This is a genomic window from Dactylococcopsis salina PCC 8305 (assembly GCF_000317615.1).
Lineage (GTDB): Bacteria > Cyanobacteriota > Cyanobacteriia > Cyanobacteriales > Rubidibacteraceae > Halothece > Halothece salina.
Genome location: NC_019780.1, coordinates 894830 through 909257, shown reverse-complemented (window position 1 = coordinate 909257; position 14428 = coordinate 894830). Strand labels below are relative to the sequence as shown.

Below are 14428 nucleotides of genomic sequence, written 5' to 3'. Positions count from 1 at the left end.
ACTCCTACCGATCAATTAACCCTCTTGCCTAAGGCAACTTGCCTCTTGCCTTACTAAACCAACCAATGGACTTTTTCAGGAGGCACTTTTTAATTACTACCATTCCCAACAAAAGCAACAGTTAGGCTATCGTGGGCGAGGAAGTGGTCTAAATGATAAGCTCTTTCCTCAGTTTCTAATAGAATTTGCTCATATAAATAACGAGTCGCGCGATCGCCGAGACTTTCCGCTTGCGCCGCTTGCTGACGAACCAACTCAATTAAAGTTTGTTCCGCCGCCAGGTCATGCTCAACCATACTCCGCACATCATACATTCCATCAGCTTCCGACTCAATGCGAGACAGTTCCGCCAACTTGCTGAAACTTGCCACAGGAAGACCACCGAGTCCATTTAAGCGTTCCGCCAAATCATGGACATGACCTTGCGCTTCCCCATAAGATTCTTGAAAGAATTGATGAAGCGAATAAAACTCTGATCCTTCGACAACAAAATGATGTTTTTGATACTGCAAATAAAGCGCTTGGAAACTAGCCAAGACAATATTTAAACCCTCACAAACGGGTTCTGTAACATTTTTTTCTAATAAAACAGGATTATCTTTCACCTCTCCGAAGGACTGGAGTAAGCCTTGAGCTACAGACATAGGAGTTCAACCTCAATAAGTATTTTTCTATCCTCGACCATACTAGCAAAAACTTTAACTTATTGACAATTAAAAATTAGCTCTTTTTTTAATTGATATTTGTTCCTAATTACGCTTTTTTTTTGACTAAATTTCTATTAATTAATAAATAGTGAATTAGTAAAATAAAAGGGGCGAACATAGATTTGTTGCGCGATCGCACCAGCAAGAGTCACCTGTTTTCCGATTACCTGAACCCGTACCGCACCGCGTTCAGTTTGCCCTAAAATTAATACATAAGTTCCCACCGCTACCCCAACAACGGGGAAATCAGAATGACGAGGAAGCGCGACAATCTGCGCCCAACTGCCAGGCTTCATCTCCACCAAAGAAAAACTATTTGCGGGCGGTGACGCAACTTTCTCCTGAAAGCTCCCTCCTAAATAAGTAAAACGCCAAGACTTTTCGGAATAACCTTCATCACTGCGATTTTGATGATTAGATTCGGGGTAATGTTCTGGAAAAAAATCAAACTGCATTTCTTCTCAATACTTAACTACAACTACTTTTCTTTACACATCGGAAGCTGCCAACACCGTTCTAACCCCGCAATCAAACTGTCACGGGAAGCGGAAACACGACGCACCACACTCCAAAACTGCCAAACCTGAAGCGGCGTTTTTAACTCCACCTCCAACGGCTGATTACAGCTACAACGACAGGGAACTTGCAACTCGATGAGGCGTTGATAGACTTGCCAACGTTCCAACTGTTTAACGTTGATTTCAGTTTTTATTGCTGATTCCTCGGAAAAATTTAGATTCATCACTCTCAATAAACAAGAATTAATTGCAAGAGAAGTTTACATTAGTTGCTAGTCTAACCTTAAAGATAATAGTTTGCAACTATAAAATTAAAGTTTTTTTACAACCAACGAACGACTCTCCAACCGTTCAATTTCCCCTGTTGCCTCCAAACTCCCCAGTAGTCGAGATAAAAAGTAGGTTGGGTGGAGCGAAGCGAAACCCAACACCAATCATAAGCAATTACCCGAACCTGATATTAGGGGGGATTTATTGTAACTTGACCACAAAGTCGAAGGAACTCGTTGCGCTCTAACAGGAGTGCAACATTGCACCTGATAGGGAGAAACCACCGATAAAGGCTGACCCACTAATTCCCCCATTCCCCAATAGCCGAGAATAATCACATTTCCCTGATCACCTAAAGTGTAGGTTTTTACAACCCCAGTTTGAATCAACCAAGCCCAATTTTGCAGAATTGGTAAATGTTGCCCTGTGGTGAAACTCGCTTCTTTCGCAAAACTGAGCAATTCTGAGGATAAAACCTTCTGTTGTGCCTTCATCATTCTTAATAAAAATCTTTATCAACTATTTCTGTTATACGGTAAACTAACCTAGAAAGTCAATTGACGATAAATTGCAATAAGACGTGGAGGTTTCATAATGAACCAAAATCAACCTTGGTGGGCGGGAAATGCCCGTCTCACCAACCTTTCTCAAAAACTCTTAGGCGCTCATGTTGCTCATGGTGGCTTAATTGTCTTTTGGGCGGGCGCAATGACACTCTTTGAACTGAGTCAGTTTAACCCAGATCAACCGATGTTCGAGCAGGGTTTGATCTTAATTCCTCATCTCGCCACTCAAGGCTGGGGAGTCGGCGACGGCGGAGAAATTGTCAGCACTTATCCCTTTTTCGTAATTGGTTCGCTTCATCTGATTTCCTCAGCATTTCTAGGCTTCGGAGGCATTTTCCATGTGCGTTCCGAGAACAATGTATTAGATCAAAGAAAATTCCCCTTTTTCAGTTACGACTGGAAAGATCAAAACAAAATGACTACTATTATCGGTATTCATCTGGTTTTACTGGGAGGAGGAGCATTACTCCTCGTCGCCAAAGCCATGTTTTTCGGGGGATTATACGATCCCAATTTAGAAACCGTCCGCACCGTGAGTAACCCCACCCTCTCACCTGCCACCATTTTTGGCTATCTTTTCGGTGCAGAAGGAAGACATTGGTTAGCGGCGGTGGATAACTTAGAAGATGTGGTTGGTGGTCACATCTGGATTGCCATTTTACTCATCGCTGGTGGCATCTTCCATATTGTGACTCGACCCTATGCTTGGACACAATCATTATTTATTTGGTCGGGAGAAGCCTATTTGTCCTACAGTTTAGGCGCTTTGGCGTTGATGGGTTTCATTGCCACTTATTTTGTCTCCGTGAATACTACCGTTTATCCAGAAGTGTTCTACGGACCTGCTTTAGAAATTCGTCTCAGCATTGTTCCTTACTTTTCTTCCCCTGATCCCAACTTAGTTTCGGCGCGAACTTGGTTAGCCAATGCTCATTTCTGGTTGGCGTTCTTCCTCTTACAGGGACATATTTGGCACGCTCTCCGCGCTGCTGGGTTCGACTTCCAACAAGGTCGCGTCAGCAATGAAAGTGCATCGTCTCTCAGTTAATTTTTTTTCCAAACAAATGCTAAAGTTTTGCAAGGAGGTTTCAGAATGACTGTCGTTATCGCGAATAGTCCCAATAAGGAGCAAATCCCCGATGTGGGGTGGTGGGCTGGCAATGCTCGCTTTGTTAACTTGTCGGGTAAATTGTTGGGCGCTCATGTTGCTCATGCGGGTTTAATTGTCTTTTGGGCTGGGGCAATGACCCTATTTGAATTATCCCGTTACACGCCCACTGAATCCATGTATGAACAGGGTTTGATTTTACTTCCCCATCTCGCCACTCTCGGTTTTGGTGTTGGTGATGGGGGAGAAGTGATTAACACCTATCCCTATTTTGTCGTTGCAGTTTTACATATTATTTCCTCTGCGGTTTTAGGGGCTGGTGGCATTTATCACGCTTTACTGGGTCCAGAAGTTTTACCCAAGAATCAAAACAGTTTTGCTGGCTTTTTTGGCTACGACTGGGACGATAAAGACAAAATGACCTCTATCATCGGGATTCACTTGATTTTACTTGGTGTTGGGGCGTTTCTCCTCGTATCGAAAGCGATGTTTTGGGGTGGTGTGTTTGACCCCTGGGCTGGTGAAAATGGCGCGGTGCGTGTTGTTACGAATCCCACTTTAAATCCGATTACAATTTTTGGTTATTTATGGGGACAACACGGCTGGGAAGGAATGGCTGCTGTTGATAATTTAGAAGATGTCATTGGTGGTCATCTTTGGATTAGCTTGATTCTGGTTGGCGGTGGTGTTTTCCATATCCTCACGAAACCCTTTGGTTGGGCGCAACGAGTGCTGTTTTATTCAGGCGAGGCGTATCTCTGTTACAGTCTCGGCGCGATCGCATACATGGGGATTTTAGCGGGCTATTTTGTCAGCGTGAATGACACGGTTTATCCAGAAGTGTTTTTCGGCGTGGCAAACAGTTGGGAAACTGCTGCTGGTGAAGTTTCTGCACGAGGCTGGTTAGCAAGTTTTCACTATGCGTTAGGCGGGGTTTTCCTGCTAGGGCATTTATGGCACGCGATTCGAGTGCGTGGTGCGTTTGCTGGCTTTGATTTCAAACAAGGAGACGTGATTCGTGCTTATCAGGAAACTAATGAGGGAAATCTTGCCACTCCTGTGAATGCCAATGATATCACCCTCAAATTTGTTGCTAATTTACCGATTTATCGGGATGGTTTATCTCCTCTGATGCGGGGTTTGGAAATTGGCATGGCACACGGTTACTGGCTAATCGGTCCATTTGCAGTTTTGGGACCCCTGCGGAGTAGCGATTTTAATTTGTTAGCGGCGTTAGTCAGTGCTTGTGGACTGATTGTTATTTTAACGATTTGTCTCTCGTTGTATGGCACGGTTTCTTTTGAGAAACGTTTAGAAACATTACCTCGTCCTAATTTTTCTCGCACTGTTCCCAATGTTCCTACTGGAATTAAAACGGCTGAAGGTTGGAGTTTATTTAGTGGCGGTTTTCTGGTTGGTGGTGTCGGTGGCGCAATTTTCGCTTACCTACTTTTAGATCAGTTTGTTGGTTTGGTGTTTTAATTCGATCGATTGAGTGTTAATGCCACTTTAAAAAAGTCACTTTCTTTTATCCCCCCTAACCCCCCGATGATTGGGGGGAACAATGCCGCTTTCAAAAAGTCACCTTCCTTTTATCCCCCCTCCTTTGAAAGGGGGGAACAATGTCTTTCTGTTATTAGGAAGACAGGGGATAACTGTGGTTTTTATTAATCGAAAACTATCCATATCTCACTGAAAAAAATTGGACAAAAATTAAGCGGAAAAATAGTTGACAATTTTTAGCAACTGGGATTATATTTAAGAAAAGGAATTAATCCCCTACATAATTTCATGGAAAATGAATACTTGCCCCTGCTGTCGAGAAAGGCTGATCTGTCAAGTGAGTCGAAGTCGGATTTACTGGTTTTGTCCTCACTGTTGGCAAGAAATGCCGATTCAAAAAGGAATGCAACAGCAGAAAAAAAATTACATTAGTTAAGGAGTAAAAATGGCGAAGATTGGTTTATTTTTTGGTTCTACTACAGGAAACACTCAAGATATTGCCGAGCGGATTCAAAAGGAATTTGGCGGTGAGAATGTGGTAACACTCCATGAGATTTCTGAAGTAGAAGACGATGAATTTGATGATTATGAAAACATTATCATTGCTTGTCCAACGTGGGATATTGGACAATTACAAAGTGATTGGGAAGGTTATTATCCAGAATTAGATGAGGTTGATTTTAGCGGAAAAAAAGTGGCTTATTTTGGTTCTGGAGATCAGGAAGGTTATGCGGATAACTTCCAAGATGCAATGGGAATTTTAGAAAGTAAAGTTTCTGAGTTAGGCGGAAAAACGGTTGGTCATTGGTCAACGGATGGCTATGATTTTAATGAATCACAAGCACTTAAAAATGGGAAGTTTGTTGGATTAGCTCTCGATGAAGATAATCAAGCTGATTTAACGGATGAGCGCATTAGTGCTTGGGTAAAACAATTGAAAGGTGAGTTTGATCTTTAATTGATTTATCCCCCCTAACCCCCCTTTGAAAGGGGGGAATAAGAGATTACTTTCCTTTGAAAGGGGGGAATAAGAGATTACTTTCCTTTGAAAGGGGGGAATAAGAGATTACTTTCCTTTGAAAGGGGGGAATAAGAGATTACCTTCCTTTGTAAAGGGGGGAATAAGAGATTACTTTCCTTTGTAAAAGGGTGGAAATAATACCATGCGTGAATAATTTGTGCTACAGTATCGACCACTTAAGCCCCCCACTTTTGGGGGGTTTGGGGGGCTTTAATGCAACTTGACTTTTCCAAAATGGTATAAGATTACTTTCCTTTGAAAGAGGGGGAATAAGATTACTTTTTTCTCTTTTCCCTCCTAGTACATTTGCTGCGATCGAGTGCGATTATTGTTTCAAGAAAATGTGATGGTTTTACAAATAATTTGCTTTTGTTGTACTTGGGGTTTCATTCTTTTTTGTATTTGGAGTGCTTCCAAAATCACAATGAAAGGGACAAATTACCTCAAGACACTACACCAAATTCCTTGCAGTCGTTGTCGATTTGCTACTAATGATCATCGTCTCAAGTGTACGGTCAACCCTTATGATGCGGAAACAGAAGCAGCCATTTATTGTCGAGATTTTGAACCGAAATCAGAGAAGGATGCTTCTGATTGTGGTTGTGCTTCTAAAAAGTTTTATCAAGCCAATACTTAAGGTTTTACTAACAGAATCCTACTGATATTTTTAGATTATTATGTCACAAGAACCGATCGCGGTGTGGTTAACACCTAATCCCGTTTTTCATGCCTTTCATTCTCCTTTATTAAATTGTCTTTCTCAAGCGGGGCCGGTGGCTCATTGGGAGTATTTACAAACTCAAGATGAAGGGTCTTCTTTAGAGCAGGCGTTGGTGTCTTTAAAGGATTATTTAAACACATTATCTCAACCTGTTCATCTGATTGGACATGGGTTAGGAGGATGGTTAGGTTTAGTTTATACGCGCCAATTTCCAGAGAAGGTAAAATCATTAACTTTGTTAGGAGTTGGCGTCGATCCCGCATTGGATTGGCAAGCGTATTATTATAGTTTGTTTAAACATTTACGCTGTCCAAAAAGTATTATTTTGGAGCAAATGGTGTATAATTTGTTTGGAGAACAAAATAATCGCATGACTCGCTATTTGTTAGAAGTGTTACGGCGAGATTTGCTTTCGTCTCCTTCTCCTCATTCTCTTTATCAACAACTGAGTGGCGAAAAAGGTGGCGTAGATGTGCCTTTGTTTGTGTTGGGAAGTGAGGATGATTTGGTGGTTTCTCCAACTGCGATTAAAGGGTGGAATCGTTATCTTAGCTTTGATCGAGATCAGGTTTGGCTAAATCCTCGCGGTTTTCACTTTTTCCATTACTTTTATCCTCGAAATGTGGGAGCAAAAGTCTGTCAATTTTGGGGAGAAAAAGAGAAGAAAAATATACAAGAAAATCAACTTATCTCTAATTCGATTTTTTAGTTTCTTTGGGAAGAAGTTCCATACTTCGACAAGTTCAGTCAGAGGAATCTCTACATGATTGGTGTTGGGTTTCGCTACTCTTCACCCAACCTACATTGATGCTACATTGATGCTGGTGTTGGGTTTCGCTACTCTTCACCCAACCTACATGACCTTTGCTTTTGCCTTTTGCCTTTTGCCTCTTGCCTCTTGCCTAATGCAACTTGCAACCGCGCTATAAACGATCGCCCGATCTCACTGGATTTTAATAATCATTACCGAAAAGTAAGAAAGTTGCAAGTTTGCTCGATCGAGCAGCCCCTCATAAATCACTTGTTCTGGCATCGTTGCCCTTTCCACGATACAACTGGAAGCCAGTAACCCTTTCTCTTCTAATAACGCCCAAATTTGGGGGTAGAGAGAACTAAATTTCATCAATACCACCACTTCTGCTGTATTCAAAGCGGTTTCTAGTTCATCGAGATGATACAGAGTGGGTAAAATCATTAACCGTTGCGATCGAGTCGTCAAGGGAATCCCTAACGCGGCGGCGGCTGCCATGGGAGAACAAACCCCAGGCATGGTTTCCACAGTGACACTTGCATCTAATTTTTGCACCGTTTGCGCCAAATAGGTAAAGGTACTGTAAAAACTCACATCTCCCTCACAAGCGAAAGTAACATCTTCTCCCCTTTGCAAATATCCCAAGACCGTTTTCGCCGCCGTTTCCCAAGCCTGATTTAATTCTCTCTCATCCTGCACATAAGGAAACTTAAGCGGTAACAGCGTTTGATGCGACTGTAGCCAAGGCGTAATAATTCGCTGGGCGATTCCTGGTTTCCCTTGTATTCCCTCTGGAAACGCCACAATTTTTGCTTGTTGAAGACACTTTAACCCCTTCACCGTAATTAATTCTGGATCGCCAGTGCCGACGCTAACCCCATAAAGTTTACCCACGTGCTATCTCATCATTTCCTTTACTGACCGTCTGCAGTGACTGTAGCACCTTCTGTCGTTACTAGGCAACTGAAGGCGTTAAGATAGAGTCTGAGTTCCACTGAGCGAGGAAAAATTGTGCTACTCTGCAAAGGCTTTGAAGTTGAAATGTACACGGGAAAACCTGATGGTACGATCGTTGGTCTTTCCGATCGAATCGTCCGAGATTTACAAGGATTTGTCCGCGAACCAGACAGCCGAAATGTGGAATATACCACTGCTCCTCTGTGCTGTTATGAGCGTCTTTTATGTGCGTTAGTGCGCCCCCGCGTCCAACTTCGCCATTATTTGAAGACTCAAGGGGATTATACATTAATTCCAGGAAGTACCCTCTCCTTAGAAGGGAGCGATCGATTTTATCGTTCTGATCCTCAAAACCCCTACCATGATTATATTGAAAAAACTTATGGCACAAAAGTCGTTACCGCCAGCATTCACATTAACGTTGGGTTTGAAGATACAGAAAAACTAATCCAAGCCTGTCGTCTCATTCGTTTAGAAGCCCCGTTATATTTAGCGTTGAGTGCTTCTTCTCCCTTCATTGATGGCAAAGCGACTGGTTATCACTCTACACGCTGGGCAGTATTTCCGCAAACTCCTTCCTATGTTCCCCTATTTGAAGATCACGCTCATCATATCCGTTGGGTGAATCAACAACTGGATCAGAAAACCATGCAGAATGTTCGCCATCTTTGGTTATCGGTTCGTCCCAATGGTGATCATCGTCCTTACAATCTTAATCGCTTGGAGTTACGAATTTGTGATTTAATTGTTGATCCGATCGCGCTTTTAGCAGTGACCGCTCTTTTAGAAGCACGTCTCACTCAAATGTTACTCACCCCTGATCTCGATCCACTTCAACAATCCCAACTCCCCGCGCACACTCGCGCCGAGGATTTAGTCGCGATCGCCTACGCCAACGAACAAGCAGTGGCTCGTAAAAGTTTAGCAGCAGAACTGCGTCATTGGCAAGATGGACGACCCATTATTGCCGAAGATTGGATTAAAGACATTTATCATCAAGTTTATCCCCTTGCGAAAGCGAAAGGATTTAGTTGTTTTCTTTCCCCTGTGCAGAAAATTTTACGGGAAGGAAATACAGCGCAAAAATGGTTACGAGAGTATGAAAAAGGAGTCAGCCCCACTGATTTAATTACTCAGGGAATCCAAAAAATGGAAGGAGAAGAAGCCGAATTAGAGGACAAACTCTGTCAACCTTTGGCGGTTTAGTTTGGGAAAATCATAACTAATAAAAATTAATTCATGCTCAAAAAAATAAGTGAACAACTTCCCTCCTTAAATCGCACCGTTTGGATTCTTGCTTCTGGGAGATTACTATCAGAAATTGGTACAGGATTCGTCTTATTTTATGCTCCGATTTTCTTTGTTAATCAAGTCGGTTTATCGGCAACTTTAGTCGGAATTGGCATTGGAAGCGGTCAAATTGCAGGCGTAATCGGTCGCTTTTTGGGCGGCGTATTTACTGATAATAAATCCGTAGGAAGACGACGCACTTTATTACTTTCCGCAGCCATTTCGGTTTTAGCAGATGTGTTTTTAGCACTAACTTATAACTTTCCTACCCTCCTCTTAGGAAATCTTGTGCTAGGTTTAGGGGTGGGACTTTATTGGCCCGCTACCGAAGCTGTAATTGCTGATATTACTACCCCAGAAGAACGCAATGAGGCGTTTGCGGTGACTCGCGTTGCCGATAGTTTAGGGTTGGGAATTGGTGTGGTTTTAGGGGGATTAATTATTAGTACGGCGGGGAATTATCGGCTTTTATTTGTTGCGGATGGGATTTCATTTCTTGTCTTCTTTGCGGTGATTTATTTTGCTGTAAAAGAAAGTTATAATTTTGAAGGACAAACCACTGCAAAAAACCCGTTTTCAGGTTGGGGAATTGCCCTGCGCGATCGCGCATTTGTTACCTTTTTAGGGATTAATATTCTGTTCACCACGTACATTTCGCAAATTCAAAGCACGCTTCCGCTTTACTTCCGAAACTATGTCCAAACGGGGGGCGAAGCATTAGGGTTTTCTCCAGAAATCATCAGCGCTTTATTCACATGGTATATTACCTTTGCTGCCATTATGCAGTTACCAATGGCGAGATTTTTGAATCGTTTTCGACGCGCACAAGCATTAACCTTTTCCTTCTCTTTATGGCTCATTGGTTTTGTGTTAATTTGGGTAACTGGAATTACAACTGTCGCCCCTCTGGTTATTGCTATCATTACATTAGGGATTCTGAGTTTAGGCTTAAATAGTTACACTCCCTCAGCATCGTCTCTGGTTGCTGATATTGCGCCAGCTTCTTTGCGCGGTGTCTATTTATCCCTTAATTCCCAATGTTGGGCGGTTGGTTTCTTTGTGGGGCCTCCCGTCGGTGGCTGGGCGTTAGATCAAAGTCGTTGGATTACAGATCAGTTTTGGTTAGTAGCAGCCGCAACCACTCTCGTCGGAATGTTTGCTTTAAGAATTTTAAATCAACTCCTAAAATCCTAGAATCTAGTAGAAAAGTTAACTATGAGTCGTTGTAAAAATCAACCAAAATTGTCTCACTGTTTCTGGAAAAACTTGTTATTAGTTTGTCTGTTATTTATCCTCAGTAGCTGTCAAGATTTTTCTCCCAAAAACCCCAATGTTTCCTCAACTCAAGCCAGTTTAGAAGCAGTTACGCCGCAATTAAAAGCATTTGATTTAGAAGCGGAAAACTGGCAGACGATAAAAGGTGAAGGCGTTAGTCTCTCCCTTCCCAAAACCTATCGCGGGGGAAATCCTTTGCGAGATTTCACAGCAATCGAAGAGGCTTTAAAAGGTTTAGATCAAGGTTATCAGAAACGGTTACAAGCAATTAAACAGAATTTAGATCAGATCGTTTTCATGGCTTTTGATGCTCGATCGATCACCCCAGATGCTCTCACAAATGTTAACATTCTTAAGCAACCGATCGAAGCCGACGTTACCCTCGAAAACTATCTAGAAACAGCAGTGGAAGCACTAGAAAAGACTCATAAAATTGAAGGGGAAATTATCACCACTCAGGGAGAGAAATCTTTAGGACGAATTATCGCCACTGTCACCACAGAAGAGGGAGTGGCGATGAAACAATTGTTTTATTTTCAACCAGAAGCAGAGACAATGTGGATTACCAATTACACCACCCCAGAAAGTGAATTTCAAAATCGAGTCTCCAATTTTGAACAAAGTATCGCCAGTTTAAAATCAGGTTCACCCAATCAATGATAAAAAGTAGGTTGGGTGAAGCGAAGCGAAACCCAACACAAAGGACAAAAAAGTAGGTTGGGTAGAGACGTTCCATGGCATGTCTCCACACGAAACCCAACACTGATAACAATTAGCCAATAACAAAACAGTGGAACTCAAACAAATAATCATTGCTTATAAAGCCGGTGACACTCAAAGTAAAAGTTGGGCAGAAACTTACGCCAGAGCATTGGAAAAGCGCGGCGCTCATGTTTTAATGGGACCGAGTGGGGTTAAAGATAATCCTTACCCCGTGTTTTTGTCCTCTGTGAGTAGTCAAATTGACTTAGCCCTTGTCTTAGGAGGAGATGGGAGTGCCTTAGCCGCAGCGCGACATTTAGCCCCAGAAGGGGCGTTAATTTTAGCGGTGAATGTGGGAGGACATTTAGGATTTTTAACCGAACCATTTGAATTATTTCAAGATACCGAAGCGGTGATCGATCGATTAGAATCAGATGTGTATGCCATTCAACGGCGGATGATGCTACAAGCGCAAGTGTTGGAAGGGGGAAGAATTAAACCCGAACCCATGAGCGATCGATTTTTCTGTTTGAATGAAATGTCGGTGAAACCCGCCAGCATCGATCGAATGCCCACCTCAATTTTAGAAATGGAAGTAGATGGGGAAGTCGTGGATCAATTTCAAGGAGATGGGTTACTTGTCGCCACTCCCACCGGTTCTACCTGTTACACCGCTTCGGCAAACGGCCCCATTGTTCATCCTGGCATGGAAGCCATGGTCGTCACTCCCATTTGTCCCTTGAGTCTCTCCAGTCGTCCTTTAGTGCTTCCTCCAGGTTCAGTGGTGAACGTTTGGCCCCTGGGAGAACAAGAACCCTTAACCAAATTATGGACGGATGGCGCATTAGGAACAACCATTTGGCCCGGACAACGAGTTTCGGTAAGTATGTCGAAACATTTAGCGAAATTTATCATTCTACGGGAAGATCATTCCTTTTATACAACCCTGCGCGAGAAATTATGGTGGGCTGGAACTCGGGTTCATTATGACAACGAACACCGCAACGGCAACCATTAACTCACTTGTTCCGTTGACTCCGCAGATTGGGCCAACTCTCTCACCACTCGCGACGCATAAGGACGAATTACCCACCACAAAAACGGTGACAACCAACCGCGTAAGGTAATGGAACAAGAAACATAAGTCCCAATAAGAGTTGATTCCACCTGATAAGTCACCCGATTTTCAATCCCGGGAATTGCCAACACTCGCAAGCTGAGTAACTCCCCTGGATCAACTTTTTCCACAAACACTCGAATCGGAATCGGTGTCAGTCGGGTAACAGCTTGATAAATTAAACCAGGTTTCGCCCGTAAGCCACGAGGAGCGTTAGTATGGTCAAGTAAAGGATTCCATGAAACATCCCCGAGATTAATCAGCTTTTCCCATAAAGCATCCACTGAGGCATTGCTTAACACCCGATAGGTTTTGTACAGGGAAAACTGACAGCAAATTTTTTCTTTTCTCGCAATGAACTTAAACGAAAAATTAAGAATCACAACATATCTCCTGATCCATTACGCCCAAGCAAGTATCCTATTTTAGGAAAAATCATTGGTTTTGAGTTTCTCACTCAAGATTACTTTGTAAAAGTTATTGCCATTATTGCTGATTTTCCAGTCTGATTGAAGAGTTGTCCAACAAGTTAAGAACAATATGAGTGTTAAAGATACTGATTTTACCGCCACTAAACATCAATTTGCCCCCCCTGAAGATGCTAAGTCTCGCGTTAGACAGTTTATGCTGTCGCTTCAAGATGAAATTTGTAGCGGTTTAGAAACCCTCGATGGTAGTGGTCAAACCTTTCAAGAGGATACTTGGAAACGGGACGAAGGAGGTGGCGGTCGTTCTCGCGTCATCAAAGGGGGAGATTTATTTGAACAAGGAGGCGTTAATTTCTCAGAAGTCTTTGGCACACAACTTCCCCCTTCCATTCTCAAGCAACGTCCCGAAGCAGAAGGACATGAGTTTTTCGCCACAGGAACTTCAATGGTGTTACATCCTCGTCATCCCTATGTACCAACGGTTCATCTCAACTATCGCTATTTTGAAGCGGGTCCCGTTTGGTGGTTTGGCGGTGGCGCTGATTTAACTCCCTATTATCCTTTTGCTGAAGATGCGGTTCATTTCCATCAAACCTTAAAGACTGCTTGCGATCGACATCATTCGGAATATTATCCTGTGTTTAAGCGTTGGTGTGATGAATACTTCTATATCAAACACCGTCAGGAAAATCGCGGCCTTGGTGGCATTTTCTTCGACTACCAAGATGGTCAAGGGGAACTGTATCGCGGACCGAATCCTGATGGGAAGGCAGGGGAATATAGTCGTCAGTTAGGCTCTGTTGAACCACGCAGTTGGGAGTCTTTATTTGCTTTGGTTCAAGACTGTGGAAAGTCATTTTTACCGAGCTATACACCCATTGCTAAAGAACGGCGTAGCCTTGAGTATGGAGACAGAGAACGCCAGTTCCAACTCTATCGACGGGGACGCTATGTGGAGTTTAATTTAGTGTACGATCGAGGCACAATTTTCGGGTTGCAAACTCAAGGACGCATCGAGTCGATTTTAATGTCTCTTCCTCCCCTTGTCCGTTGGGAATATTGTTACCATCCTGAACCAAACACCCCAGAAGCGGAACTCTACGACACTTTCTTAAAACCTCAAGATTGGGTGAATTATCAGTAATCAGCGTAGCTGATTCAGAGACGTGCCATAGTACGTCTCTAAAAATTCATCAGAAATTTGATTTCCCTCCAACAGGACAACGATGTTATTATGGGAGTATGAAAAGAGGGTTAACGCTACATACATATTTCCTCTTTGCTGTCAAGTCGTCGTTACAAAAGTTTTAAAATAGCTCCCAAAATTAGTGTCAATAAAACTCGAACCCCTTGACAAAATTCCTGTAAATTCAACGGAATAATCAGGTTTTGAGTGGTATAAAATTCTAAAAAGTCACACCATCCCGTGGGATTTTTGTTTTTATCATCGTACCTGAAACAGCGCAATCTCGTCAATATTGATCAGGAAAATTT

16 protein-coding genes are annotated in these 14428 nt (G+C 42.7%); 10 read left to right on the top strand and 6 right to left on the bottom strand.

The window, feature by feature from the left end:
• Positions 1–89 precede the first annotated feature (89 nt).
• The 4 genes from dpsA to DACSA_RS04645 all read right to left on the bottom strand — a co-directional run bounded on the left by dpsA (position 90) and on the right by DACSA_RS04645 (position 1992).
• A complete protein-coding gene (gene dpsA / locus DACSA_RS04660) occupies positions 90–644 on the bottom strand; it encodes a DNA starvation/stress protection protein DpsA (RefSeq protein WP_015228653.1) in 555 nt (184 codons plus the stop codon).
• A 137-nt stretch (positions 645–781) separates the two neighbouring features.
• A complete protein-coding gene (locus DACSA_RS04655; RefSeq protein WP_015228652.1) occupies positions 782–1162 on the bottom strand; it encodes a ferrous iron transport protein A in 381 nt (126 codons plus the stop codon).
• A gap of 23 nt (positions 1163–1185) precedes the next feature.
• A complete protein-coding gene (locus DACSA_RS04650; protein ID WP_015228651.1) occupies positions 1186–1449 on the bottom strand; it encodes an Asr1405/Asl0597 family protein in 264 nt (87 codons plus the stop codon).
• Between the two features lie 210 nt (positions 1450–1659).
• Positions 1660–1992 (bottom strand): cyclic nucleotide-binding domain-containing protein, encoded by a 333-nt coding sequence (locus tag DACSA_RS04645; RefSeq protein ID WP_156800652.1) that lies wholly within the window; start codon positions 1990–1992, stop codon positions 1660–1662.
• 97 nt (positions 1993–2089) lie between these two features.
• On the opposite strand from DACSA_RS04645, the gene DACSA_RS04640 reads away from it, so the two are divergent.
• The 5 genes from DACSA_RS04640 to DACSA_RS04620 all read left to right on the top strand — a co-directional run bounded on the left by DACSA_RS04640 (position 2090) and on the right by DACSA_RS04620 (position 7123).
• Positions 2090–3109: a chlorophyll a/b binding light-harvesting protein gene (locus DACSA_RS04640; RefSeq protein ID WP_015228649.1), complete on the top strand. Its 1020-nt coding sequence runs from the start codon at positions 2090–2092 to the stop codon at positions 3107–3109.
• Positions 3110–3154: 45 nt separating this feature from the next.
• Positions 3155–4651, top strand: a complete 1497-nt coding sequence (locus DACSA_RS04635) for a chlorophyll a/b binding light-harvesting protein (protein WP_015228648.1) — start codon at positions 3155–3157, stop codon at positions 4649–4651.
• 466 nt (positions 4652–5117) lie between these two features.
• The gene (gene fldA, locus DACSA_RS04630; RefSeq protein ID WP_015228646.1) at positions 5118–5630 is read left to right on the top strand and encodes a flavodoxin FldA; all 513 of its coding nucleotides are present in this window, start codon (positions 5118–5120) and stop codon (positions 5628–5630) included.
• Between the two features lie 487 nt (positions 5631–6117).
• Positions 6118–6330 carry a hypothetical protein gene (locus DACSA_RS04625; protein ID WP_198007632.1) on the top strand — a complete coding sequence of 71 codons (213 nt, stop codon included), beginning with the start codon at positions 6118–6120 and terminating at the stop codon, positions 6328–6330.
• Between the two features lie 40 nt (positions 6331–6370).
• On the top strand, positions 6371–7123 hold the full coding sequence (locus tag DACSA_RS04620; RefSeq protein ID WP_015228644.1) for an alpha/beta fold hydrolase: 753 nt from the start codon (positions 6371–6373) through the stop codon (positions 7121–7123).
• 234 nt (positions 7124–7357) lie between these two features.
• Here the strand turns inward: DACSA_RS04620 and DACSA_RS04615 are convergent, their stop codons facing one another.
• A complete protein-coding gene (locus DACSA_RS04615; protein ID WP_015228643.1) occupies positions 7358–8059 on the bottom strand; it encodes a precorrin-2 C(20)-methyltransferase in 702 nt (233 codons plus the stop codon).
• 117 nt (positions 8060–8176) lie between these two features.
• Between DACSA_RS04615 and gshA the strand changes: the two genes are divergently transcribed.
• From gshA to DACSA_RS04595, 4 genes are all read left to right on the top strand, one after another.
• Complete coding sequence (gshA, locus tag DACSA_RS04610) at positions 8177–9328, top strand: glutamate--cysteine ligase (protein ID WP_015228642.1); 1152 nt, start codon at positions 8177–8179, stop codon at positions 9326–9328.
• Between the two features lie 33 nt (positions 9329–9361).
• The gene (locus DACSA_RS04605) at positions 9362–10606 is read left to right on the top strand and encodes an MFS transporter (RefSeq protein WP_015228641.1); all 1245 of its coding nucleotides are present in this window, start codon (positions 9362–9364) and stop codon (positions 10604–10606) included.
• A gap of 21 nt (positions 10607–10627) precedes the next feature.
• Positions 10628–11347 carry a hypothetical protein gene (locus DACSA_RS04600; protein WP_015228640.1) on the top strand — a complete coding sequence of 240 codons (720 nt, stop codon included), beginning with the start codon at positions 10628–10630 and terminating at the stop codon, positions 11345–11347.
• Positions 11348–11477: 130 nt separating this feature from the next.
• Positions 11478–12407, top strand: coding sequence for an NAD(+) kinase (locus tag DACSA_RS04595; protein ID WP_015228639.1), 930 nt, complete (start codon positions 11478–11480; stop codon positions 12405–12407).
• Here DACSA_RS04595 and DACSA_RS04590 read toward each other — a convergent pair.
• A complete protein-coding gene (locus tag DACSA_RS04590; protein WP_015228638.1) occupies positions 12404–12889 on the bottom strand; it encodes an SRPBCC family protein in 486 nt (161 codons plus the stop codon). The genes DACSA_RS04595 and DACSA_RS04590 overlap by 4 nt on opposite strands.
• Positions 12890–13046: 157 nt before the next feature.
• On the opposite strand from DACSA_RS04590, the gene hemF reads away from it, so the two are divergent.
• Positions 13047–14078 (top strand): oxygen-dependent coproporphyrinogen oxidase, encoded by a 1032-nt coding sequence (gene hemF, locus DACSA_RS04585; protein WP_015228637.1) that lies wholly within the window; start codon positions 13047–13049, stop codon positions 14076–14078.
• The last annotated feature ends 350 nt before the right edge of the window (positions 14079–14428 follow it).